The organism is Streptomyces sp. NPDC048417, assembly GCF_040651615.1.
GTDB lineage: Bacteria > Actinomycetota > Actinomycetes > Streptomycetales > Streptomycetaceae > Streptomyces.
This window is the reverse complement of sequence record NZ_JBEZKI010000029.1, coordinates 86,694-109,698: the sequence shown is the minus strand read 5'-3', so window position 1 is coordinate 109,698 and position 23,005 is coordinate 86,694. Positions and strand designations below refer to the sequence as shown.

19 protein-coding genes and 2 pseudogenes are annotated in these 23,005 nt (G+C 71.5%); 10 read left to right on the top strand and 11 right to left on the bottom strand.

Going from position 1 to position 23,005, the window contains the following annotated elements:
* Window positions 1–62: 62 nt before the first annotated feature.
* Window positions 63–959, top strand: coding sequence for a class I SAM-dependent methyltransferase (locus tag AB0D59_RS37730; protein ID WP_362575299.1), 897 nt, complete (start codon window positions 63–65; stop codon window positions 957–959).
* A gap of 645 nt (window positions 960–1,604) precedes the next feature.
* Window positions 1,605–1,691 (top strand): annotated as a pseudogene (locus AB0D59_RS37725) (short-chain dehydrogenase); the annotation flags it as partial.
* A gap of 51 nt (window positions 1,692–1,742) precedes the next feature.
* Here the strand turns inward: AB0D59_RS37725 and AB0D59_RS37720 are convergent.
* Entirely contained in the window at window positions 1,743–2,438 is a 696-nt protein-coding gene (locus AB0D59_RS37720; protein ID WP_362575297.1) for a glycoside hydrolase family 75 protein, read from the bottom strand.
* Window positions 2,439–2,664: 226 nt separating this feature from the next.
* On the opposite strand from AB0D59_RS37720, the gene AB0D59_RS37715 reads away from it, so the two are divergent.
* Window positions 2,665–3,276 carry a hypothetical protein gene (locus AB0D59_RS37715; protein ID WP_362575295.1) on the top strand — a complete coding sequence of 204 codons (612 nt, stop codon included), beginning with the start codon at window positions 2,665–2,667 and terminating at the stop codon, window positions 3,274–3,276.
* Between the two features lie 124 nt (window positions 3,277–3,400).
* On the opposite strand, the gene AB0D59_RS37710 is transcribed toward AB0D59_RS37715, so the two are convergent.
* The 3 genes from AB0D59_RS37710 to AB0D59_RS37700 all read right to left on the bottom strand — a co-directional run bounded on the left by AB0D59_RS37710 (window position 3,401) and on the right by AB0D59_RS37700 (window position 8,132).
* A complete protein-coding gene (locus AB0D59_RS37710; RefSeq protein ID WP_362575293.1) occupies window positions 3,401–4,237 on the bottom strand; it encodes an aldo/keto reductase in 837 nt (278 codons plus the stop codon).
* 320 nt (window positions 4,238–4,557) lie between these two features.
* On the bottom strand, window positions 4,558–6,384 hold the full coding sequence (locus tag AB0D59_RS37705) for a long-chain fatty acid--CoA ligase (RefSeq protein ID WP_362575291.1): 1,827 nt from the start codon (window positions 6,382–6,384) through the stop codon (window positions 4,558–4,560).
* 248 nt (window positions 6,385–6,632) lie between these two features.
* The gene (locus tag AB0D59_RS37700) at window positions 6,633–8,132 is read right to left on the bottom strand and encodes an MFS transporter (protein WP_362575289.1); all 1,500 of its coding nucleotides are present in this window, start codon (window positions 8,130–8,132) and stop codon (window positions 6,633–6,635) included.
* Window positions 8,133–8,229: 97 nt separating this feature from the next.
* Between AB0D59_RS37700 and AB0D59_RS37695 the strand changes: the two genes are divergently transcribed.
* Window positions 8,230–9,222 carry an AsnC family transcriptional regulator gene (locus AB0D59_RS37695; protein WP_362575287.1) on the top strand — a complete coding sequence of 331 codons (993 nt, stop codon included), beginning with the start codon at window positions 8,230–8,232 and terminating at the stop codon, window positions 9,220–9,222.
* Between the two features lie 31 nt (window positions 9,223–9,253).
* Here the strand turns inward: AB0D59_RS37695 and AB0D59_RS37690 are convergent, their stop codons facing one another.
* Window positions 9,254–10,120: a LysR substrate-binding domain-containing protein gene (locus tag AB0D59_RS37690; protein ID WP_362575285.1), complete on the bottom strand. Its 867-nt coding sequence runs from the start codon at window positions 10,118–10,120 to the stop codon at window positions 9,254–9,256.
* A 159-nt stretch (window positions 10,121–10,279) separates the two neighbouring features.
* Between AB0D59_RS37690 and AB0D59_RS37685 the strand changes: the two genes are divergently transcribed.
* A complete protein-coding gene (locus tag AB0D59_RS37685) occupies window positions 10,280–11,332 on the top strand; it encodes a bile acid:sodium symporter family protein (RefSeq protein WP_362575283.1) in 1,053 nt (350 codons plus the stop codon).
* A gap of 141 nt (window positions 11,333–11,473) precedes the next feature.
* Window positions 11,474–12,001, top strand: coding sequence for an isochorismatase family protein (locus AB0D59_RS37680; protein WP_362575281.1), 528 nt, complete (start codon window positions 11,474–11,476; stop codon window positions 11,999–12,001).
* 4 nt (window positions 12,002–12,005) lie between these two features.
* Here the strand turns inward: AB0D59_RS37680 and AB0D59_RS37675 are convergent, their stop codons facing one another.
* The gene (locus AB0D59_RS37675; protein WP_351730450.1) at window positions 12,006–12,725 is read right to left on the bottom strand and encodes an SDR family oxidoreductase; all 720 of its coding nucleotides are present in this window, start codon (window positions 12,723–12,725) and stop codon (window positions 12,006–12,008) included.
* Window positions 12,726–12,865: 140 nt separating this feature from the next.
* Between AB0D59_RS37675 and AB0D59_RS37670 the strand changes: the two genes are divergently transcribed.
* Entirely contained in the window at window positions 12,866–13,690 is an 825-nt protein-coding gene (locus AB0D59_RS37670; protein ID WP_362575279.1) for a LysR substrate-binding domain-containing protein, read from the top strand.
* A gap of 72 nt (window positions 13,691–13,762) precedes the next feature.
* Here AB0D59_RS37670 and fdhD read toward each other — a convergent pair whose 3' ends face one another.
* The 5 genes from fdhD to AB0D59_RS37645 are packed head-to-tail and all read right to left on the bottom strand — an operon-like array spanning window position 13,763 to window position 20,186.
* Window positions 13,763–14,611: a formate dehydrogenase accessory sulfurtransferase FdhD gene (gene fdhD / locus AB0D59_RS37665; protein WP_362575277.1), complete on the bottom strand. Its 849-nt coding sequence runs from the start codon at window positions 14,609–14,611 to the stop codon at window positions 13,763–13,765.
* Between the two features lie 7 nt (window positions 14,612–14,618).
* Entirely contained in the window at window positions 14,619–15,479 is an 861-nt protein-coding gene (locus tag AB0D59_RS37660) for a 2Fe-2S iron-sulfur cluster-binding protein (RefSeq protein WP_362575275.1), read from the bottom strand.
* Entirely contained in the window at window positions 15,476–17,293 is a 1,818-nt protein-coding gene (locus AB0D59_RS37655; RefSeq protein WP_362575377.1) for an NADH-ubiquinone oxidoreductase-F iron-sulfur binding region domain-containing protein, read from the bottom strand. The genes AB0D59_RS37660 and AB0D59_RS37655 overlap by 4 nt, the downstream gene beginning before the upstream one ends.
* Window positions 17,294–17,298: 5 nt before the next feature.
* On the bottom strand, window positions 17,299–19,218 hold the full coding sequence (locus AB0D59_RS37650) for a molybdopterin-dependent oxidoreductase (protein ID WP_362575273.1): 1,920 nt from the start codon (window positions 19,216–19,218) through the stop codon (window positions 17,299–17,301).
* Window positions 19,215–20,186 carry a 2-dehydropantoate 2-reductase gene (locus tag AB0D59_RS37645; RefSeq protein ID WP_362575271.1) on the bottom strand — a complete coding sequence of 324 codons (972 nt, stop codon included), beginning with the start codon at window positions 20,184–20,186 and terminating at the stop codon, window positions 19,215–19,217. Before AB0D59_RS37645 ends, AB0D59_RS37650 begins: the two co-directional genes overlap by 4 nt.
* A 246-nt stretch (window positions 20,187–20,432) precedes the next feature.
* Between AB0D59_RS37645 and AB0D59_RS37640 the strand changes: the two genes are divergently transcribed.
* The 3 genes and pseudogenes from AB0D59_RS37640 to AB0D59_RS37630 all read left to right on the top strand — a co-directional run bounded on the left by AB0D59_RS37640 (window position 20,433) and on the right by AB0D59_RS37630 (window position 22,970).
* A complete protein-coding gene (locus tag AB0D59_RS37640) occupies window positions 20,433–21,767 on the top strand; it encodes an OFA family MFS transporter (RefSeq protein ID WP_362575269.1) in 1,335 nt (444 codons plus the stop codon).
* A complete protein-coding gene (locus AB0D59_RS37635; protein WP_351699133.1) occupies window positions 21,742–21,876 on the top strand; it encodes a hypothetical protein in 135 nt (44 codons plus the stop codon). The genes AB0D59_RS37640 and AB0D59_RS37635 overlap by 26 nt, the downstream gene beginning before the upstream one ends.
* 147 nt (window positions 21,877–22,023) lie before the next feature.
* Window positions 22,024–22,970 (top strand): annotated as a pseudogene (locus tag AB0D59_RS37630) (beta-ketoacyl-ACP synthase III).
* Window positions 22,971–23,005: the final 35 nt, after the last annotated feature.

The following is a 23,005-nucleotide window of genomic DNA, read 5'->3' as shown; positions in this document are numbered from 1 at the left end:
GGACTGGCCTCCGGGCGGTGCGTCGGCGCACCCTGGCGGCACCCGGACGAGAGGCTGCTCCCATGGCGCACGATCACCACCAGCACAGCGACACCCACGCCCATGCCCACGCGCACACCGACATCGACTGGGCCGAGATGGCCCCGCATCTGGAGTCGCAGGCGGAGCTGTTCGCCCCGCTCTACGAGAACGCCCTGGGCTGGCTCGGCAAGGAGATCACCGAGCCGGGGCTGATCGTCGACGCCGGCAGCGGGCCCGGTGTGGTGTCGTGTCTGTTCGCCGAGGCCTTCCCGGGCGCCCGGGTGCTGGCCGTGGACGGCAGCGAACCGCTCCTCGACCGCGCCCTGGCCCGCGCCGAGCGGCTGGGCGTGGGGGACCGGTTCGGCGTCCTCGCCGGTGAACTCCCGGGCGTCCTGGACAAGCTGGACTACCCGGCCGACCTCCTGTGGGCCGGGCACAGCCTCCACCACCTCGGCGACCAGCGGGCCGCGCTCACCGCGTTCGGCGAGCGGCTGGCCCCCGGCGGCACCCTGGCCATCCTCGAAGGCGGCCTGCCCAGCCGTTTCCTGCCCCGTGACATCGGCATCGGCAGGGCCGGACTCCAGGCACGGCTGGACGCGCTGCAGGAGGAGTGGTTCGCGCAGATGCGCACCGACCTGCCGGGCGCCGTCGCCGAGGCCGAGGACTGGCCCGCGCTGCTCAGCTCCGCCGGGCTCAGGTACGCCCGCAGCCGCAGCTTCCTCATCGACCTGCCCGCCCCGGCCTCCGACCGGGCCCGTGACTACGCGACCGAGATCCTCTCCCGGCTGCGCGACACCGTCGGCGAGGGGCTGGACGCCGACGACCGCACCACCCTGGACCGCCTCCTCGACCCGGCCGACCCGGCGAGCGTGCACCGCAGGTCCGACGTGTTCGTCCTCGGCGCCCGCACAGTGCACACGGCCGTACGGCCCGTCTAGGGCACGTCTAGGGCCTGTCTGACAATTCCCGTCGTCGCCCGGAGGGCGGCCTCGCGGCGTCAGGTGCGTGCTCTCGCCGTGCCGGGCGTAGGCCCTCGTCCTGGACGTACTTGGGTCTGCGCCCGGTGCGGCGAGTGGGGGCACCTCCCACGCCCTCAAGGCAGTGGGGGAGCGTGCATGGCGTCGTGGGGCAGACGGGAATTGTCAGACAGGCCCTGGCAGCGGAGCGCGTACACGCTCACCCGCGCTCCCCGCACCGTCCGCGTCCCGCACTCCTCGAACCGCTCGGCGAGCGTCCTGCGCTTCATGGCCTCACCCGGCGCGGGATCCGGCGGCTGTCCCACCGGATCCCGCAGTACGACGACGCGGTGCGCGGTGAGCAGCCGGGCCCGGATCACGGACGGGCCGGCCTCCGTGCCGTACAGCGTTCCGGAGGCCGCGGGGGTGCGGTCCAGGGCGAGGTCGCGCAGTCCCCGCGCGGTGCCCGGGTCGGCGAGCGACCAGACCCGGCGGCGGGCGGGCAGATAGAGGATCCCGTCGGCGCCCGCGCCCGCCGTACGTACGGCCGCGGTGACGTCGTCCAGGCGGCTGCCCGGGGTGCGCAGGTACGTGGTGACGGGGAGCAGTGCGGCGATGGCCGCGCCCGCCGACTCGGTGGTGTGGGCGATCCGGCAGCCGGCCGGCGTGGACGTCAACACCCTTGTCGTACGCCCGCTCGGGCAGCCCAACTGACGTGCCGACGGCCCGGTACCGCGTGGTACCGGGCCGCTCGCCCTCCCCGGTTCAGTTGCTGGCGAGGAACTGCTTCGCCAGCTGGTCGCCGAGGGACACCGCCGCGCTGTGGCTCTCGATGGGGGAGACCGTGGAGTTCTTGAACAGTATGTAGGTGACGCCCGAGTCGGCACCGCCGGTCGCCGGGTCGGGGTCGATGCCGAGCGCCTTGGCGGTGGCGTAGGACGCCTCGCCGATGATCTGCGTGGGGCCGGTGTCGCCGACCACCGCGTACTCGACCTTGTTGTTGTAGATGACGGCGACCACGCCGCCGCCCTTGATGCCGGCACTGGAGTAGTTCCAGATGCTGCTGGAGCTGGGCACCACGACGTACGGCAGCGACTCGGCCTTGAGCGGCTTGCCGTCGGACTGATGGAACGCGGTGTCGTCCTGGTACCAGGGGTCGCGGTCCTCGTTGCAGTTGGTGGTGCGCTGGCCGTCGCAGTCGATGTCCATGTCGGACTTCCAGAACACCGCGCCGTTCTTGCCGCACACGGGGATCGTGGCCGAGGTCTCGTCGTCGGTCTTGTACTTGCCGCTGGAGATCTGGGAGCAGGAGGTCACCTTCGCGAGCAGGTCGGCCGCGCTGACCGAGCCCTCCTGGGCGGACTTCGGGACGGTGGTGCCGGAGGCGCTCGCGGGGAGCACTCCGGCGGCCAGCAGTGCGGCCCCGGAGGCCGCGGCGAGGGTCAGTGTTCGGATGCGCACTGTGGGGGGTCCCCTTCTGTTAGGAAAGTTTCCTGACCGGGTGCCGTACAAGGTGGCCCCGCTTACATGTCCGCGTCAACCCCTGAATGTGAACTCGGGCAATTGTCATGCATTGCGCCGATATGAAGCCCGGGGAACACTGGTGGGGCAGATATTCCGAACATTTATGCAGGAGCCGTGCGGGGGTTGGGCAGTGGCTCCGGTGGCTCCTGGGAGGCGAGGGGTCATGTTCGTACGTACGGTGTACGCCACCGGCGATCCGGCGCAGATCGAGTCCGCCATCCGGGCGCTGAACAGCGAAGGGCGCAGTCTGCTGGAGGAACGTCCCGAGTACCGGGGCGCGGGCGTCTTCGTCGACCGGGAACTGGGGAAACTGCTCGCGGTGAGCTGGTGGGGCTCCGAGGAGGCCCGGCGCAACAGCGACCAGGTGATGCGCGAGCGGCGCGGGCCGATGCTGGAGCCGTTCGCGGGCACCGTCGCCGTCGAGAACTACGAGGTGGCCGTCTTCCACTCGGTGCAGCTGCCGAGGGTGGGCGGCGGAGTGCGGATGACCAGGGTGGAGTTCGACCCGGCCGACACGGACCTGTTCGTCGAGACGTTCCGGTCGTCGGGGGTACCCCGCCTGGAGACCCTGCCCGGGTTCGCGCGGTGTGCCCTGTTCGTCGACCGGCAGCTGGGCCGGGGCACGGTCGGTGTGCTGTTCGTCGACCGCGCCTCGATGGCCGCGTCCCGCGGCGGGCAGGCGGCCGCTCGGCGCCAGGACGTCGCCAAGGCGCATGTGACCGTGGTCGCCCTGGAGGAGTTCGAGGTCGTCCACGCGGACGTGCACTCCGACTGACGCGCCCCGCACGGGGGTCGGGGAACGCGCCGGGTGACGCGAGCGGCCGTCCCGCCGTGTTCACGGCGGGACGACCGGTGTGCGGCGGGCTGCCGCTCAGCGCATACCGCTCAGCGCTCGCCGTTCAGCGCATGTCGAAGGTGGCCGGGTCCGGGCCGATGCGACGGTCCTCGTTGAGCGCGCTGATTGCCGCGAGGTCCTCGGTGTCCAGGCTGAAGTCGAACACCTCGATGTTCTCCTTGATCCGGGACGGCGTGACCGACTTGGGGATCACCACGTTGCCCAGCTGGATGTGCCAGCGCAGTACGACCTGGGCCGGGGTGCGGTTGTGCTTCTGTGCGATGGCGACGATCGCCGGCACCTCCAGCAGGCCCTTGCCCTGGCCGAGCGGGGACCAGGCCTCGGTGGCGATGCCCTGTTCGGCGTGGAACTCCCGAGCCGCGTGCTGCTGCAGATGCGGGTGCAGTTCGATCTGGTTGACCGCCGGGATCACCGACGTCTCCTCGATCAGCCGTTCCAGGTGCTCCGGGAGGAAGTTGGAGACGCCGATCGATTTCACGAGGCCGTCGGTCAGCAGCTGCTCGAACGCTTTGTAGGAGTCGACGTACGCGTCCCGGGCCGGCAGCGGCCAGTGGATGAGGTACAGGTCCAGATAGTCCAGGCCCAGCTTCGCCAGCGACGCGTCGAAGGCGCGCAGCGTGGCGTCGTACCCCTGGTCGGCGTTCCAGAGCTTGGTGGTGACGAACAAGTCCTCGCGGGGGATGCCGGACGAGGCGATGGCCTTGCCGGTGCCCTCTTCGTTGCCGTAGATCGCCGCAGTGTCGATGCTGCGGTACCCGGCCTCCAGTGCCGTGGCGACGGCCCGCTCGGCCTCGTCGTCCGGCACCTGCCACACACCGAAGCCCAGCTGGGGCATCTCGACGCCGTTGTTGAGGATTTTCGGGGGGACCTTGCTGCTCACGAGCTCTCGATCCTTAGGTTGTCGACAGGTGATACACCCATCGTCAACGATCAACGGCCGTGATGCATTCCTGAGCCCGGAATCCGCCGGAACCGAGCGGTGGGTCAGCCTCCCGGGGTGGAGATTGGCCGGAAACGCATCCGACCTTATTGGTCCGGACCATTGACGGGTGGCTGTGGAAGCGCCGACGGACGAGACGGCATCCGGGGGCAGACGGTCAGGGGGGACCCGCCCGTCTGCAGACATCCGATGAAAAGGTCTGGCGAAGCCCTGGTCACCAGATCGTGGAGATCGCCGTCAGATGATGGAGTGACGGGTCGTCAGGCCCGGTAGAGGGCCTCGACCTCGTTGGCGTAGGCGTTCTCGATCGCCTTGCGCTTCAGCTTCAACGACGGGGTCAGCAAGCCGTGTTCCTCGGTGAACGGCTGGGCGAGGATACGGAAGGTACGGATCGACTCGGCCTGTGAGACCAGGGTGTTGGCGGCCACCACCGCGCGCCGCACCTCGGTCTCCAGGTCGGCGTCGCGCACCAGCTGGGCCTCGGGCATCCGGGGCTTGCCGCGCATCTGCAGCCAGTGCTCGACGGACTCGGTGTCCAGCGTGACCAGAGCCGCGATGTAGGGGCGGTCGTTGCCGACGACGATGCACTGGTTGACCAGCGGATGGTCGCGTACCCGCTCCTCCAGGACGCCGGGGGAGACGCTCTTGCCGCCGGAGGTCACCAGGATCTCCTTCTTGCGGCCGGTGATGGTGAGGTAGCCGTCCTCGTCCAGGGAGCCCAGGTCGCCGGTGGCCAGCCAGCCGTCGTGCAGGGAGGCGTCGGTGGCCTTCTGGTTGTTGAGATAGCCCTGGAAGACATGGCCGCCGTGCAGCCAGACCTCGCCGTCGTCCGCGATGTGCACGGTGCTGCCCGGGACGGCCTGGCCGACCGTGCCGTAGCGGGTGCGCTCCGGCGGGTTGGCGGTGGCGGCCGCCGTCGACTCGGTCAGGCCGTAGCCCTCGTAGATCTGCACGCCCGCGCCGGCGAAGAACAGGCCGAGCCTGCGGTCCATGGCCGAGCCACCGGACATGGCGTTGCGGATCCGCCCGCCCATCGCCGCCCGCACCTTGGAGTAGACGAGCTTGTCGAAGAGCTGGTGCTGCATGCGCAGTGACGCCGACGGGCCGGGTCCGGTGCCCCACGCCTTCGCCTCGACGGCGTCCGCGTACTTCACCGCGATCTCCACCGCCTTCTCGAACGGGCCGCCCTTGCCGTCCTTCTCCGCCTTCCGCCGGGCCGCGTTGAACACCTTCTCGAAGATGTACGGCACGGCCAGGATGAACGTCGGCCGGAACGCGGCCAGATCGGGCAGCAGCGCGGCCGCGTTCAGCTGCGGCTGGTGGCCGAAGCGCACGCCGTGCCGGACCGCGGCAACCTCCACCATGCGGCCGAAGACGTGCGCGAGCGGCAGGAAGAGCAGGGTGGAGACCTCCTCGCCCTTCTTCGCGCGGAACACCGACTCCCAGCGGCCGACGACCGCGTCCGCCTCGTACATGAAGTTGCCGTGCGAGAGCACACAGCCCTTCGGGCGGCCGGTGGTGCCCGAGGTGTAGATGATCGTGGCGACCGACTCCGGGGTGACCGCCTGCCGGTGCCGGTGCACGACCTCGTCCTCCAGGTGCGCGCCCGCGTCGTACAGCTCCTGCACCGCGCCCGAGTCCAGCTGCCACAGCTGGCGCAGCTGCGGCAGCCGGTCGATGACGGTGGCGATCGTCATCGCGTGGTCCTCGTGCTCCACGATCGCGGCCGTGCACTCGGCGTCGTACAGCATCCAGAAGCACTGCTCGGCCGACGACGTGGGGTAGACCGGCACCACCTGGGCACCGATCGTCCACAGGGCGAAGTCGAACAGGGTCCACTCGTAGCGGGTGCGGGACATGATCGCGACCCGGTCGCCGAACCGGATGCCGCGCGCCAGCAGGCCCTTGGCGAGGGCCAGCACCTCGTCACGGAACTCGGCGGAGGTCACGTCACGCCACTGGCCGAGGTCGTCCTTGCGGCCCAGGGCGATGTGCAGCGGGTCCGTCAGGGCATGCTCGAACACACAGTCGGCCAGGCCGCCGACCGGCGGTGCCGACGCCAACGGCGGGTTGGTGAACTCGCGCAAACCCCGCTCCCGCTTCTCGCTCCCCAGTCACGCTCCGCACAGCGCCGTGAAAGCTACCCCACCGGCAGACCGTTCGGGAGGGGGGTGCGAAAACGAGCATTGCTCTCGTATGCGCCCGTCAGGGTCTGGAAAATACACTCACATGGGGAAGGGTCGGACAGAATCCCTACGGTTGAGTAAGTTCCGCCTCCGTAATCTCCACTGAATCTGTACGACCCGATTACCGCCCCCGGCTGGTTACCGGCCGGTCAGGCCCGCGGGAATGCCGTGTCCCCCGAGGACTGCGCCGCCGGGGCCGATTTCGTCACCCGGCCGTCCGCGCGCGGGGCCCGCACCAGCACCAGGACCAGCGCGCCCGCCGCCACCGAGGCACCCCCCAGCACCATCAGGGCACCGTTCAGCCCCGAGGCGAAGGCCGTGCGCAGGGTGTGCTCGGCGAAGGTGCCCCGCAGTGCTCCGGCGCCGCCGCCCGCCAGTGTGTGCGCCGCGTCGTGCGGGAGGGTGCCGGTCATCCTGGAGGTCACCACGGTCCCGGAGACGGCGACCCCGAGCGCGTACCCCAGCTGCCGGACCGTGTTCACGGCACCGCCCGCCATCCCGGCCCGCTCCGCGGGCACCGCGGCCAGCGCCGCGCCCGCGACCGTCGGCGACACGAGCCCCGTGCCGACACCGACCAGCACGAACCCCGGTATCAGCGCGGTCCAGGAGGAGGCCGAGCCCAGCACCGCCTGGCAGAGGTCGCCCGCGCCGATCAGCAGCAGCCCGCCGCCGACCGTGAGCCGGGCCGGCGCCCCGTGCAGCAGCCGTCCCACCAGCACCGCGACCACCATCGCCGCCACCGTCATCGGCAGCAGCGTCAGCCCGCCCCGCACCGGGGTCATCCCGAGCAGGGTCTGCATCCAGATCGACACGTACGGCAGCGCGCCGAACGCCACCCCGCTGAACGCGAACGCCCCCACCATGACCCCGGTGAACGACCGCCCGCGCAGCAGCGACAGCTCCAGCAGGGGATGCGCGGCCCGCCGTTCCACCAGCACGAAGACCAGCAGCCCCAGGGCCGCCGCGGCGAACGCGCCGAGCGCGGCCGACGCCGTCCAGCCGTCCTCCCCGGCCCGTACGACCCCGTAGGTCACGCCACCGGCGAACAGCGCGAACGCGACCGTACCCGCCCAGTCCACATGCATCCCGCGCGGCCCCCGCGACTCCGGTACGACCCGCAGTGTCAGCCACACCGCGACCACGCTGACCGGCAGGTTCACCAGGAAGATCCAGCGCCAGCCGGGCCCCGCCGTCAGCAGCCCGCCGACCACGGGACCGACCGCCGCGGCCCCGCCGCTCACCGCACCCCACACGCCGAGCGCCGCCGACCGCTGCCGCCCCTGGTAGACCGAACCGAGCAGCGGCAGCGTGGCCGCGAACATCGCGGCCGCCCCCACTCCCTGCACGGCCCGGGCCGCCACCAGGAGCCCCGGCCCCGGCGCCAGCCCGCACAGCAGGCTCGCGGCCGCGAACACCACGACACCGGCCACATGCACCCGGCGCCGGCCCAGGATGTCGGCCGCCGCCCCCGCCCCCAGCAGCAGCGCGGCCAGCGCCAGGGCGTAGCCGTCCACCACCCACTGCAGATCGCTCAGGGACGCGTGCAGTGCCGCCGCCATGTCCGGCAGCGCCACCACCACGATCGTCACGTCGAGCAACAACATGAACGTTCCCAGACACACCGCGGTCAGCGGCCCCCACCTGCGCATCTCTTCACTCCTCGGTAGAACGGCTCGATGTCACTCCGTACCATGGGGCCTCCGCGGCCGATCAGGGCGGTGGAACGAGGGTGATCGGCGGAATCCGATGGGAGAGGCCGTGCTGGCGCTGGAATCCGACACGTTCGACGAGCTGGACCTGCGGTTGCTCAGCGCGCTGGAGGTCGACGGCCGGGCCTCCTTCAGCCGGATCGGGGCGGTGCTCGGCGTCTCCGACCAGACGATCGCCCGCCGCTACCGCAGACTGTGCGCCGAGGCCGGACTGCGGGTGGTCGCGGTCCGGGACGCCGAACGGCTCGGCCAGGACCAGTGGATGCTCCGGCTGCGCTGCGCGCCCGACGGTGCCACCGTCATCGCCGAGGCCCTCGCCAAGCGCCCCGACACCGCCTGGATCGGGCTGGCCTCCGGCGGCACCGAGATCGCCTGTATGACCCGCCCGCGCCACCCCGGCGACCACGACGACCTGCTGCTCGGCAAACTGCCGCGCACCCCCAGCGTGGTGGAGATCCGTGCCCAGCAGCTTCTGCACCGCTTCTACGGCGGGCCGTCCGGCTGGCTGCGGAAGTTCGGGGCGCTGACGGACGACCAGGTCGCCGCCCTGCGCCCGCCGGCGCCCGGGGGCGACGGGCCGGCTCGCCTGGACCCCGAGGACGCGCCGCTGCTCGCCGCGCTGGAACGGGACGGCCGGGCGACCTACCCGGAGTTGCAGCGGGCGACCGGGCGGTCCGAGTCGGCGGTGAAGCGCCGGCTGGCCGCGCTGATCGCCTCCGGGGCGGTGTACATCGACATCGAGTACCGCTCCGAGGTCCTCGGGTACGGCACGGCCGCGGTGCTGTGGATCACCACCGCGCCGTCCGCGATGCACTCCGTCGGGGAGGCCCTCGCAGGGCACGACGAGGTGGCATTCGCGGCGGCCACCGCCGGGCCCTCGCACGTCGTCGTCACCGCGGTGGTGCGGAACACGGCCGGTCTCTACGCCTACCTGAGCGGACCGCTCGGACGGCTGGAGGGAGTGCAGCACGTGGAGGCCACGCCGTTTCTGCGCAGGGTCAAGCAGCTGACGTACCAGGAGGTGTGGTGAGGCGTGCCTCGCCGAGGCGGCGCCGTGCCGGTCAGCTCCTTCGGTGCAGGCGCTCGCCGCCCCGGAGGATCGCCGCCGCCAGCGCGTCCGCCGCCGACTGCGCCGGTGAGCGCCGGTGGCCGTGCACGAGTACGAAGTCGATCCTGCCCAGTTCCGGGAGGCCCGCCCGGTCCGGGACGCGGAACAGCCCCGGCGGGACCAGGCCCTTCGAGTGGGCCATCACGCCCAGGCCCGCCCGCGCCGCCGCGATCAGGCCGTTGAGGCTGCCGCTGGTGCAGACGATGCGCCACTCGCGGCCCTGGCGTTCCAGCGCCTCCAGGGCCAGGGCGCGGGTGATGCCCGGCGGGGGGTAGACGATCAGCGGGACCGGGCGGTCGGGGTCCAGCCGGAGCCGCTCCGCACCGATCCACACCAGGTCGTCGTGCCAGACCAGCTCACCCAGCGGATCCTCCGCGCGCCGCTTCGCCAGCACCAGGTCCAGCTTCCCGGCGGCCAGCTGCTCGTGCAGGGTGCCCGACAGCTCCACCGTCAGCTCCAGGTCGACCTCGGGATGGTCGGAGCGGAAGCCCTCCAGGATCTCCGGCAGCCGGGTGAGGACGAAGTCCTCCGACGCGCCGAACCGGAGCCGGCCGCGCACCCTGGTCCCGGTGAAGAAGGCCGCCGCCTGCTCGTGCACCTCCAGGATCCGGCGGGCGAAGCCGAGCATCGCCTCGCCGTCCTCGGTCAGTTCCACCGTGTGGGTGTCCCGGGAGAACAGCTGGCGGCCGGCCGCGTCCTCCAGCCGGCGCACGTGCTGGCTGACCGTCGACTGGCGTAGTCCCAGGCGGCGGGCTGCCTGGGTGAAGCTGAGGGTCTGGGCCACCGCGAGGAAGGTCCGCAACTGCGAAGGGTCATACACTCGAACATGTTATCGCGGAACGCGATGGCAGTCAGAGCGGTATGCCGGATTCCCGATCACCTGGCGGAGGAGGACGATGGAGAGGGGCCTTCCGGCCACCGGCGAGAGCCCGGCGTACGCGTCGGCCCGACCTCGTTGACCGACCGCAAGTGGAGCACCGTGAAACGCCTGAGCTGGCCCAGTTGGATGCCGATCGACCCGTACGTCCTGCTGTTGCTGGGGACGGTATGCGTCGCCGCGCTCCTCCCGGCCCGGGACACCGCCGCCGACGTGGCCTCGGGCGCCTCCACGGCCGCGATCGCCTTTCTCTTCTTCCTCTACGGCGCCCGGCTCTCCACCCGCGAGGCCGTCGACGGACTGCGGCACTGGCGGCTCCATGTCACGGTCCTGGTCTGCACCTTCGTGATCTTCCCCGTGCTCGGCCTGGCCGCCCGCGGCCTGGTGCCCGTGCTGCTCACCCATCCGCTCTACCAGGGGTTCCTCTTCCTCACCCTGGTGCCCTCGACCATCCAGTCGTCGATCGCCTTCACCTCGATCGCCCGGGGCAACGTGCCCGCCGCGATCTGCGCCGGATCCTTCTCCTCGCTGATCGGCATCGTCCTCACCCCGCTGCTCGCCGCCGCACTGCTCGGCGGCAACGGGGGCGGCTTCTCCGCCGACTCGATCGTCAAGATCGTCCTCCAGCTGCTGGTGCCGTTCGTCGCCGGACAGCTGCTGCGCCGGTGGATCGGGGAGTTCATCGCCCGGCACAAGAAGATCCTCGGCCTGGTCGACCGCGGCTCGATCCTGCTGGTCGTCTACACCGCGTTCAGCGAGGGCATGGTCCGGGGCATCTGGCACCAGGTCAGCGCCGTCCGGCTGGCCGGACTCCTCGCCGTGGAGGCGGTGCTGCTCGCCGTGATGCTCGTCCTGACCTGGTACGGCGCGAAGGCGCTGGGCTTCGGCCGCGGGGACCGGATCGCCATCCAGTTCGCCGGGTCGAAGAAGTCCCTCGCCTCCGGACTGCCCATGGCCAGCGTCCTGTTCGGCGCCCACGCCTCGCTGGCCGTGCTGCCGCTGATGCTCTTCCACCAGATGCAGCTCATGGTGTGCGCGGTCATCGCCAAGCGCCGCGCCCACGACCCGGAGGCCCAGGAGGAGGACGCCGTGCCCCCGCCCGCCGCCGCGGCGGAGTCACGGTCGGCCGTCGGCACCGGGACCTCCGGCCGCTGAGCGGCCGGCGCGCGGCACGGACTCTCCGAGGCCGGCCCGGAACCCGGTCACCGGTGTCGTCGGCTGCCGAACGCGACCAGTTCACGGGCCTGTTGATCCGGATTTCCGGTACGGACGGCTGATGACGGCTAACGTTCCGTCATGACCGCACCCCTGGCGCTCGACCCGGCGCGCACCGCTCTCGTCCTCGTCGACCTGATGGACCGCATCGTCGCGCTGCCCCTGGAGCCCCGCAAGGGCACCGAAGTCCTGCACGCCGCCGAGCAGCTGGCGCACTCCTTCCGCGCGGCCGGCGCACCCGTGGTGCTGCTCCGGGTGGAACGGCCCGCGCTCGCCGAGCAGCCGCCGGGCAGCCAACTGGTGGCCGGACTCCGCAGAGAAGGGGACCTGGAGATCGTCAAGCGCACGATCGGCGGCTTCCAGGGCACGGAACTCGACGCCCGGCTGCGCCGGCTCGGCGTCACCCGCCTGGTGTTCGGCGGCATCGCCACCAACCTCGGCGTCGAGTCCACCGCCCGCGCCGCCGCCGACCTCGGCTACGACCTCGTCTTCGTGGCGGACGCCATGGCCGCCTTCACCGGCGCCGAGCACGAGGCGTCCGTCCGGCTCGACTTCCCGCGCCTGGGCACGGTTGTGACCGCCGCCGACGTACGCCTCACCCCGGCCTGACCGCTCAGACCAGCGACCCGCCCCCGTCCACGACCACCACGGACCCGGTGCTGTACCCCCCACGCATCAGGTACAGGTACGCCTCCGCCACATCCGCCGGCTCGCCGACCCGCCCCACCGGCAGCGACTCGGCGGACGACCGGAAGAGACCGTCCCGGTCCGCCTCCGGCAGCTCCCGCCACAGCTCGGTCCGCACCACTCCCGGCGACACCACGTTGACCCGCACCGGCGCCAGCTCCACGGCCAGCGCCCGGGTCAGCGCCTCCATCGCCCCGCACAGTGCCGACGCGACGCTCGACCCCGGCATCGGCCGCTGTCCGGCCGTACCCGTGGTCAGCACCACCGATCCGCCCGGGCGGATCGACCCGGCGCCGTACTTCACCGCCGTGTACGCACCGAACAGCCGGGTGTCCAGAAAACGCCGGGCCGCCCCGACGCTCGTCTCGGCCACGGTCTCCAGCAGCAGCGACTCACCCGCCGTGAACACCAGGTGGTCGTATCCGCCGAGCCGCGCGAAGAAGCCGCGCACCGCGTCCTCGTCGGTGGCGTCCAGCACCTGACCCTCGGCGTCCTCGGGCAGCACCTTCAGCGCCGCGTCCACGCTCTCCTGACGGCGCGAGGCGACGACCACCCGCGCGCCCTCCCGTGCCGCTCCCTCGGCGACCGCGAGCCCGATGCCCGACGTACCTCCGATGACGACGACACGCTGTCCCTGCAGACCCATGGCCGGCTCCTCTCCAAGCTGCTGTTCCGTCCCGTTCGGACGCTTCCAGCCTGCGGCCCGGCGGCATCGGCCGTCCAAGACCTCTTCCGGAGGTGGCGATACCCTGAAGGCATCGCCGTCACTGGCCAGGAGGTGCGGGCATGGATCTGGATCTGCGCAAGATCCGTTACTTCACGGCGGTCGCCGAGCTCCTGCACTTCGGCCGGGCGGCCGAGCTGCTGCACATCGCCCAGCCGGTGCTCAGCCGCCAGATCCGCGCGCTGGAGAAGGACTTGGGCGCCGAGCTGTTCGTACGGGACAGCCACGGCGTCACCTTGACCGCCGCCGGACACCAACTCCTCGACGACGCCCACCAGTTGCTGGCCACGGCCGACGGAACCCGGCGCCGCGTCCTGCAGGCAGCCCGCGGCCGACGGCGGCTGGTCGTCGGCTTCCGCGCCGGTGTCGTCGTCACCCCCGCGCTGCGTGCCTTCGCCGCGACCCACCCGGACGTCGAGGCGGGCGCCCGCCGGGTCGAGTGGGACGACCAGGAGCGGCTCGTCCTCGACGGCACCGTCGACATCGCCTACGTACGGCGGCCCGTCCGGGAGGACGGACTGGAACTGCGCCCCCTGTACAGCGAGCCCCGCGTGGCCATGCTCCCGGCCGAGCACCGGCTCGCCGGGAAACCGGAGATCGCGCTCACCGACCTCGACGGCGAGCGATGGCTGCGCTACAACGATCCCCTCCCCGGCGACCTGCCGCTGCGCACCATCGAGGAGAAGTTCGAGCGCGTGGCCGCCGGCACCGGCATCACCCTGGTGCCGCACTCGGTCGCCGAGCAGTACTCCCGCCCGGACATCGCCTACGTCCCGGTCGCCGACGCCGATCCCGACCGGGTGCTGCTGGCCTGGGCGGCCGGCCGCCGCTCCCCGCTGATCGCCGCGTTCGCCGAGGCCGCGGCGGGCGTCGCGGTGCCCGACTGAGACGGGGCCCCTGCGGCGCAGGGGGCGCTCCCCGCCGGTCGGGGCCCCGCCGCCGTGCCGCGGGGGAGCCGGTCAGCCCTGGGCGGCCGCGGCCCGCAGGGCGATACGGTCCTCGCCCGCGTACACGTTCATGTTGGCGCCCCGCAGGAAGCCGACCAGGGTCAGCCCGGTCTCCGCCGCCAGGTCCACCGCCAGCGAGGACGGCGCGGAGACCGCCGCCAGCAGCGGAATGCCCGCCATCACCGCCTTCTGCGCCAGCTCGAAGGAGGCCCGCCCGGAGACGAGGAGGATCGTGCGGGACAGCGGCAGGTCGCCGTTCTGCAGAGCCCGGCCGACCAGTTTGTCGACCGCGTTGTGCCGGCCCACGTCCTCCCGCAGGTCCAGCATCTCCCCTTTCTCGGTGAACAGGGCCGCCGCGTGCAGCCCCCCGGTCCGGTCGAACACCCGCTGGGCCGCGCGGAGCCGGTCGGGGAGGCTCGCGAGCAGCTCGGGTCCGACCCGGACCGGGGGAGTGTCGGCGATCGGCCAGCGAGCCGTCGTACGCACCGCGTCGAGGCTGGCCTTGCCGCACAGCCCGCAGGACGAGGAGGTGTAGACGTTCCGCTCCAGGGTGAAGTCCGGGAGCCGGACGCCCGGCGAGGTCCGTACATCGACCACGTTGTAGGTGTTGGATCCGTCCACCGTCGCCCCGGCGCAGTACACGATGTTCTGCAGGTCGTCGGCGGTCGCCAGCACCCCCTCGCTCACCAGGAACCCGGCCGCCAGCGCGAAGTCGTCGCCGGGCGTGCGCATGGTGATGGCCAGGGGTTTCCCGTTGAGTCTGATCTCCAGCGGTTCCTCGGCGACGAGCGTGTCCGGCCGGGCGGAGACCGCTCCGTCGCGGATGCGGATGACCTTGCGTCGTTCCGTGACTCGTCCCATGGTCTGATCAGCCCCGGTTCTGTACGTGCTGGTAGCCGAAACGGCCCTTGATGCAGAGGTTGCCGTGGGTCACCGGGTTGTCGTGCGGCGAGGTGACCTTGACTATCTCATTGTCCTGCACGTGCAGGGTGAGGTTGCAGCCCACACCGCAGTACGCGCACACCGTGGTCGTCTCCGTCTGCCGGGACTCGTCCCAGGTGCCCGCCGCCCGCATGTCGAACTCCGACTTGAACGACAGCGCCCCGGTCGGACACACCTCCACACAGTTCCCGCAGTAGACACAGGCCGAGTCGGTCAGCGGGGCGTCGTGCTCCACGGCGATCCGGGCGTCGAAGCCCCGCCCGGCGACCGAGATCGCGAAGCTGTTCTGCCACTGGTCGCCGCAGGCGTCCACGCACTTGTAGCAGAGGATGCACTTGTCGTAGTCGCGCACATACAGATCGTTGTCGACCCTGGGTTCCTCGTCCAGGCGGGCCGCGTCGGGGCCGAAGCGGTCAGGTTTCGCCTCGTACTCCTTGATCCACTCGGCGACCCGCGGGGTCGTCGACAGGTCCACCGAGGAGGCCAGCAGCTCCAGGACGATCCTGCGGCTGTGCCGGACGCGCTCGGTGCCGGTGCGTACCACCATCCCCGGCTCGGCCTTCCGGGAGCAGGCGGGCACCAGGGTCCGGGACCCCTCCACCTCGACCATGCACACCCGGCAGGCGTTCTTCGGGCGCAGGGTGTCGCCCTCGCACAGCGTCGGGACGTCCTTCCCGGCCGCCCGGCAGGCGTCCAGGATCGTCGAGCCCTCGGGAACCCGGGCCTCCCGGTCGTCGAGCGTGAACTCCAGCAGCCGGCGCGGGATCCCCAGCGGTGTGACGGTCATCGGTACGCCCCCAGACGGTCGATGGCGGATTCCACGGCGTTCCACGCGGTCTGGCCGAGACCGCAGATCGAGGCGTCCCGCATCGCCCGGCCGACCTCGCGCAGCAGCGCGACGTCATCGGCCGCGTCGGCGCCGGTGCGCTCGGCGATCCGGTGCAGCGCCTCCTCCTGCCGGGCCGTCCCCACCCGGCACGGGACACACTGCCCGCAGGACTCGTCCCGGAAGAACTCCGCGATGCGGAGCAGGAGCCGGGGCAGCGGCACGGTGCCGTCGAAGGCCATGACGACACCGGAGCCGAGCGTGGTGCCCGCCTCCCTGGTGCCCTCGAAGGTCAGCGGGATGCCGAGTTCGTCCGGCCGTACGAAGCCGCCCGCCGCCCCGCCGAGCAGCACCGCCCGCAAGTCGTCCCGGACTCCGGCGAGTTGCAGCAGCTCGCCGAGCGTGGCACCGAAGGGGAGCTCGTAGACACCGGGGCGGGCCACGCTCCCCGACACGCAGAACAGCTTGGGTCCGGTGGACCTGGTGGTCCCGATCGCCGCGTACGCCGGGGCGCCCATGGTCAGGATCGGCAGCACGTTGACCAGCGTCTCCACGTTGTTCTCGACCGTCGGTCTGCCGAACAGCCCCTTCTCCACCGGGAACGGCGGCTTCGAGCGCGGCTCGCCCCGGTACCCCTCGATGGAGTTGAACAGGGCCGTCTCCTCACCGCAGATGTACGCCCCCGCACCGCGCCGGATCTCGATGTCGAAGGTGAAGCCCTGACCGAGGATGTCGTCGCCGAGGAAGCCACGGGCGCGCGCCTGGTCGACCGCGTGCTGTATCCGCCGTGTCGCGCGCGGATACTCACCGCGGATGTACAGGAAACCCCGGTGCGCGCCGATCGCGTACGCCGCGACGGTCATCGCCTCCACCAGCGCGTACGGGTCGCCCTCCATGAGCACGCGGTCCTTGAAGGTGCCCGGCTCGGATTCGTCGGCGTTGCAGACGAGGTAGTGCGGGCGGTCCGGCTGGGACGCCGTGGCCTGCCATTTGCGGCCGGTGGGGAAGGCGGCGCCACCGCGTCCGACCAGGCCGGAGTCGGTGACCTCGCGGATGACCCCGGCGGGCCCGAGGGCGAAGGCCTGGCGCAGGGCGGTGTAGCCGCCGTGGGCGCGGTAGTCGTCGAGCGAGGACGGGTCGACCACACCCACCCGCTTCAACAGGGTCAGACCTTCCTGTCCCGCCTGCGGTACGGACGCCGCGGCCGGCGGCTCCTCGGGGGCCGAGTCGGGCGCGGTGGCCGCGAGGACGGCCGTCCTGACCGTCGCCGGGGCCGCCACCGCCGTACGCACCGGGTCCCCGGCCCGGATCGCGAGGGCGGCCGGAGCGCGCTCGCACAGGCCCAGGCAGGGACTGCGTTCCAGGTGCACCCCCGGGCCGAGACCCGCTTCGACGCCCGCGCACAGTTCCGTCGCCCCGGCCGCCGTGCACGCCAGGTCCGTGCAGACGTGCAGGACGCTCGCCGGGCGGGGCCCGACGGAGAACATCGCGTAGAAGGTGGCCACGCCGTAGGCCTCGGCCGGCGGGACCGTCAGGCGGCGGCACAGATAGTCGAGGGCGCCCTCGCTGATCCAGCCGACGCGGTCGTTGAGCGCGTGCAGCCCCGGCAACAGCAGGTCGCGGCGGTCCCGGGCGGGGCGCCCGCCGCGCGCCCAGCGAAGATCCATGTCAGAGCGGTCGGCGCCCTCCCAGGAGGACTCCGGAGGGCCGAGCAGGGCGTCGACGGCCGCCCGTTCCTCGTCCGTCGGTTTGCTGTCGCCGAAGTGCAGGTCCACCTGGGTCACCTCACGATGGTCGCGACCGGGAGCTTCTCGATACGGATCGCCGACGCCTTGAACTCCGCCGTCCCCGCGATCGGGCAGTTGGCCTCGATCGTCAGCTGGTTGGTGTCCACCTCGTCGGGGAAGTGCATGGTCATGAAGGCGAGACCGGGGCGCAGGGCGGTGTCGATCCAGACGGGGGCCACGACCGAGCCCCGCCGCGAGGACACCTGAACCTCCTCGCCGACGACGACCCCGTACCGCTCGGCGTCCTCCGGGCACAGCTCGATGTACTCGCCGCGCCGCAGCGGGGAGGCGTAACCGCCGCTCTGGACCCCGGTGTTGTAGGAGTCCAGCCGCCGCCCGGTGGTGAGCCGGACGGGGTACTCCTCGTCGGTGAGGTCGACCGGCGGATCGTGCCGGACCAGTCCGAAGGGGGCCGGCGTCCCGCGCCGTGCCGGGTCCTTCTCCCACAACCTGCCGTGCAGATAGGCCGGTTCGAGGCGCTCGGTACTGGGGCACGGCCACTGGATGCCCTGGTGCTCGGCGAGCCGGTCGTACGTCATCCCGTAGTGGTCCGGGGAGACCGACCGCAGCTCGTTCCAGACGGCCTGGGCGTCGGCGTACTTCCAGTCGTGGCCGAGGCGGGTGGCGAGGTCGCAGAGGATGTCGATGTCCTCGCGGGCCTCGCCGGGCGGGGTCACGGCCCGGCGCACCCGCTGCACCCGCCGTTCGCTGTTGGTGGTCGTCCCCTCGGTCTCCGCCCAGCCGGCGGTCGCGGGCAGTACGACGTCCGCCAACTCGGCCGTCCTGGTCAGGAAGATGTCCTGGACGACCAGGAAGTCGAGGGCCCCCAGCCGGCGGATCGCCTGCTCGCTGTCGGCCTCCGACTGGGCCGGGTTCTCGCCGATGCAGTAGACCGCCTTGAGCGTGCCCTCCTCCATCGCCTCGAACATCTCGGTGAGGTTCAGCCCGTAGTGCGGCTGGATGACCGTGTCCCAGGCCGACTCGAACTTCAGCCGGGACTCCGGGTCGAGGATGTCCTGGAAGCCGGGGAGGCGGTTGGGGATCGCGCCCATGTCGCCGCCGCCCTGCACGTTGTTCTGGCCGCGCAGCGGCTGCAACCCGGCGCCGTAGCGGCCCACCTGGCCGGTGAGCAGGGAGAGGTTGATCAGGGCGCGAACGTTGTCGGTGCCGTTGTGGTGCTCCGTGATGCCGAGGGTCCAGCACAGCTGGGCGCGCTCGGCGCGGGCGTAGGCGTGCGCCAACTCCCGGATGGCGGCGGCCGGTACGCCCGTCACCTTCTCCGCCAGCGACAGCGTCCACGGTTCGACGAGCGCCCGGTACTCCTCGAAGCCGGTCGTCGCCCGCTCGACGAACGCCTCGTTGGCCAGCCCCGCGTGGATGATCTCCCGGCCGATCGCGTGCGCCATCGGGATGTCCGTGCCGACGTTCAGCCCGAGCCAGCTCTCCGCCCACTCGGCGGTGGAGGTGCGGCGCGGGTCGACGGCGTACATCCGGGCGCCGTTCCTGATGCCCTTCAGCACGTGCTGGAAGAAGATCGGGTGCGCGAATCGGGCGTTGGAGCCCCACATCACGATGACGTCGGTGTGCTCGATCTCCTCGTACGAGGACGTGCCGCCGCCGGAGCCGAACGCGGCCGACAGACCGGCGACGCTCGGGGCGTGGCAGGTGCGGTTGCAGGAGTCGACGTTGTTGGTGCCCATCACCACCCGGGCGAACTTCTGGGCCACGTAGTTCATCTCGTTGGTGGCGCGGGCGCAGGAGAACAGCCCGAACGCCCCGCGGTTGCGGTCCAGGCCGCGGGCCGCGCGCTCCAGGGCCTCCTGCCAGCTCGCCCGCCGGAACGGCTCGTCACGGGAGTCCCGCACCAGGGGGTGGGTGAGCCGGGTGTAGGTCTTCTGCTGCCGTTTCCTCATGCGGCGCTCCTCAGCGCGAGCAGGTCCGAGATGGCGTGCACGGTGCGCAGGGTGGGCACCTGCACGCCGGTGATCTCCGCCAGCTCGACGACGGCCGCGAGGAGCACGTCGAGTTCCAGCGGCTTGCCGCGCTCCAGGTCCTGGAGCGTGGAGGTGCGGTGGTCGCCGACCTTCTCGGCGCCCGCGAGCCGGCGTTCGATGGAGACACCGACCTCGCAGCCGAGCGCCTCGGCGACCGAGAGCGTCTCGCGCATCATGATCTCGATGACCTGGCGGGTGCCGCCGTGCAGGCACATCTGCCGCATGGTGGCCCGGGCCAGCGCGCTGATCGGGTTGAAGGAGATGTTGCCGAGCAGCTTGAGCCAGATGTCGTTGCGCAGCTCCGGCTCCACCGGGCACTTCAGTCCGCCGGTCTGCATGGCCTCGCTGAACCGCACACAGCGCTCGGACACACCGCGGTCGGGCTCGCCGATCGAGAACCGGGTGCCTTCCAGGTGCCGTACCACGCCCGGGGCTTCCAGCTCGGTGGCCGCGTAGACCACACAGCCGACGGCGCGTTCGGGAGCGAGTACGGCGCTGACCGCGCCGCCCGGGTCGACGCTCTCGACGCGGTGGCCGTCGTGGGGGCCGCCGTGCCGGTGGAAGTACCACCAGGGGATGCCGTTCTGGGCGGCGACCACCGCCGTACGCTCGTGCAGCAGCGGCTCGATCAGCGGCCCGCACGCCGCGTACGAGTTGGCCTTCAGGCCCAGGAAGACGTAGTCGACCGGGCCGACCTCGGCCGGGTCGTCGGTGGCGTGGGCATGCGCGGTGAAGTCGCCGCGCGGGCTGAGCACCCGTACTCCGTACTGCCTCATGGCCGCCAGATGCGGTCCACGGGCGACGAGATGCACATCGGCGCCCGCGCGGTGGAGCGCGGCACCGACATAGGCGCCGATCGCACCGGCGCCGAGGACTGCGACTTTCACGGAACACTCCGTTCGGTTTGAGGGATACCGCGGAGGTGGCCTCGGGGAGACCGGGTCGTGGGTCGTCGTGGGAAGCGGTCCGGCCGTCGGCCGAATCATGTCGACGAAATATTGTCTACAGTATGGAGTCAGGCCCGACAAGAGTTCGGACAGCGACCGTTCGCCGCATTCTGGATACCGCTCATCGCATACGATCGAGCCGTTGGGTTCTCAACTACCCTGGCCTGGCCCTACCGTTCGGGACTCATGAGCAGCCCCCCTGTAGCACCGCCGGGCTGGAGCCGCTGGCTCGTCCCGCCCGCCGCCCTCTCCGTCCACCTCTCCATCGGCCAGGCCTACGCCTGGAGCGTCTTCAAACCGCCGCTCGAATCCGCGCTGAACCTCAGCGGCACCCAGAGCGCGCTGCCCTTCCAGCTCGCGATCGTGATGCTCGGCCTGTCGGCCGCGTTCGGCGGCACCCTCGTCGAACGCAACGGACCGCGCTGGGCCATGACGGTCGCCCTGGTCTGCTTCTCCACCGGCTTCCTGATCTCCGCGCTCGGCGCCGAGACCAAGCAGTACTGGCTGATCGTCCTCGGCTACGGCTTCGTCGGCGGCATCGGCCTCGGCATCGGCTACATCTCGCCCGTCTCCACCCTGATCAAGTGGTTCCCGGACCGGCCCGGCATGGCCACCGGCATCGCCATCATGGGCTTCGGCGGCGGCGCGCTGATCGCCTCGCCCTGGTCCGCGCAGATGCTCTCGTCCTTCGGCAGTGACAACGATGGCATCGCCCTCGCCTTCCTGGTGCACGGACTGGCGTACGCCGTCTTCATGACCCTCGGCGTGCTGCTGATCCGGGTGCCGCGCAGCGAGGACCGCGAAAACACAGCGGACGCACCGAGCGCCTTCGAGGGCGTGCAGGTCTCGGCGAACACCGCTATCCGCACCCCGCAGTTCTGGTGCCTGTGGGTCGTGCTCTGCATGAACGTGACCGCGGGCATCGGCATCCTGGAGAAGGCCGCCCCGATGATCACGGACTTCTTCGCCGACAGCTCCACCCCGGTGACGGTGTCCGCGGCGGCCGGGTTCGTCGCCCTGCTGTCCGCCGCCAACATGGCGGGCCGCATCGGCTGGTCGTCCACCTCCGACCTGATCGGCCGCAAGAACATCTACCGCGTCTACCTCGGCGTCGGCGCGCTGATGTACCTGCTCATCACGCTGTTCGGGGACTCCTCCAAGCCGCTGTTCATCCTCTGCGCGCTGGTGGTCCTCTCCTTCTACGGCGGCGGCTTCGCCACCGTCCCCGCCTATCTGAAGGACCTCTTCGGCACCTACCAGGTCGGCGCGATCCACGGCCGGCTGCTCACCGCCTGGTCCCTCGCCGGTGTGCTCGGGCCGCTGATCGTCAACTGGATCGCCGACCACCAGAAGGACGCCGGCAAGCACGGCGCCGACCTGTACACGCTGTCCTTCGGCATCATGATCGGACTGCTCGTCATCGGGTTCGTCGCCAACGAGCTGATCCGGCCCGTCAACGTCCGCCACCACATCCCCGCCCCCAGGGAGGCCGTCGATGTCGAACGAGAGCAGCCAGCCTGAGACCGACCGCCGCTGGCTGATCGCCGTCGCCTGGCTCTGGGTGGGCGCGCCCTTCGCCTACGGAGTGTATGAACTCGTGCAGAAAGCGACGCAGCTGTTCAACGGGTGAACCAGGAGAATGTTCGGGCGTCCGAGGGTCTGCAAGAAGCCGACAACTCGGGCGCCCGTTTCCTGTGGCCTTACGTGCCGTCGTACCCGTGAGTCACTGAACAGACTGGTGGGCCCACACCGAGGCAACGAGGGGGACCCACCACCCATGAACGGCTCGCGCATCGCCGCCGTCGGCCACTACCAGCCCGCCAAGGTACTCACCAACGAGGACCTGGCGGGCCTGGTGGACACCAGTGACGAGTGGATCCGCAGCCGGGTGGGCATCCGCACCCGGCACATCGCAGGGCCCGACGAACCCGTCGACGAACTCGCCGCGCACGCCGCGGCCAAGGCCCTGGCCGCCGCCGGTCTCACCCCCGGCGACATCGACCTGGTGCTGGTCGCCACCTCCACCGCGATCGACCGCTCCCCGAACACCGCCGCGCGCGTCGCCGCCCGGCTCGGCGTTCCGCGGCCCGCCGCGATGGACGTCAACGTCGTCTGCGCCGGCTTCACCCACGCGCTCGCCACCGCCGACCACACCGTACGGGCCGGGGCCGCCACCCGGGCCCTGGTCATCGGCGCCGACAAGATGTCCGAGGTGACGGACTGGACCGACCGTACGACGTGCGTGCTGGTCGGCGACGGGGCGGGCGCGGCCGTGGTCGAGGCCTGCGGGCCCGGTGAGCAGCCCGGGATCGGGCCGGTGCTGTGGGGCTCGGTGCCGGAGATGAGCCATGCCGTACGGATCGAGGGCACCCCGCCGCGGTTCGCGCAGGAGGGGCAGAGCGTCTACCGCTGGGCCACCACCCAGTTGCCGCCCATCGCCCGCCGCGCCTGCGAGAAGGCCGGGGTGGACCCGTCGACCTCGCCGCCGTCGTCCTGCACCAGGCCAACCTGCGGATCATCGAGCCGCTCGCCCAGAAGATCGGCGCGGTCAACGCCGTGGTGGCCAGGGACGTCACCGAATCGGGCAACACCTCGGCCGCGAGCATCCCGCTCGCGCTGTCCAAGCTGGTCGAGCAGGGGCGCATCTCCAGCGGCGACTCGGTCCTGCTGTTCGGCTTCGGCGGCAACCTGTCCTACGCGGGGCAGGTCGTGCGGTGTCCGTGAGAGCGCCTTCCGCGGTGTGACGTGGTCAACTCGCG

Excerpts from the sequence above, each read along its gene's own strand:
- AB0D59_RS37730 (WP_362575299.1), top strand. The coding sequence starts at position 63 with ATGGCGCACGATCACCACCAGCACAGCGACACCCACGCCCATGCCCAC.
- AB0D59_RS37715 (WP_362575295.1), top strand. The coding sequence starts at position 2,665 with ATGTTCGTACGTACGGTGTACGCCACCGGCGATCCGGCGCAGATCGAG.
- AB0D59_RS37700 (WP_362575289.1), bottom strand. The coding sequence starts at position 8,132 with ATGCGCAGGTGGGGGCCGCTGACCGCGGTGTGTCTGGGAACGTTCATG.
- AB0D59_RS37695 (WP_362575287.1), top strand. The coding sequence starts at position 8,230 with ATGGGAGAGGCCGTGCTGGCGCTGGAATCCGACACGTTCGACGAGCTG.
- AB0D59_RS37680 (WP_362575281.1), top strand. The coding sequence starts at position 11,474 with ATGACCGCACCCCTGGCGCTCGACCCGGCGCGCACCGCTCTCGTCCTC.
- AB0D59_RS37675 (WP_351730450.1), bottom strand. The coding sequence starts at position 12,725 with ATGGGTCTGCAGGGACAGCGTGTCGTCGTCATCGGAGGTACGTCGGGC.
- AB0D59_RS37670 (WP_362575279.1), top strand. The coding sequence starts at position 12,866 with ATGGATCTGGATCTGCGCAAGATCCGTTACTTCACGGCGGTCGCCGAG.
- fdhD (WP_362575277.1), bottom strand. The coding sequence starts at position 14,611 with ATGGGACGAGTCACGGAACGACGCAAGGTCATCCGCATCCGCGACGGA.
- AB0D59_RS37660 (WP_362575275.1), bottom strand. The coding sequence starts at position 15,479 with ATGACCGTCACACCGCTGGGGATCCCGCGCCGGCTGCTGGAGTTCACG.
- AB0D59_RS37650 (WP_362575273.1), bottom strand. The coding sequence starts at position 19,218 with ATGAGGAAACGGCAGCAGAAGACCTACACCCGGCTCACCCACCCCCTG.
- AB0D59_RS37640 (WP_362575269.1), top strand. The coding sequence starts at position 20,433 with ATGAGCAGCCCCCCTGTAGCACCGCCGGGCTGGAGCCGCTGGCTCGTC.
- AB0D59_RS37635 (WP_351699133.1), top strand. The coding sequence starts at position 21,742 with ATGTCGAACGAGAGCAGCCAGCCTGAGACCGACCGCCGCTGGCTGATC.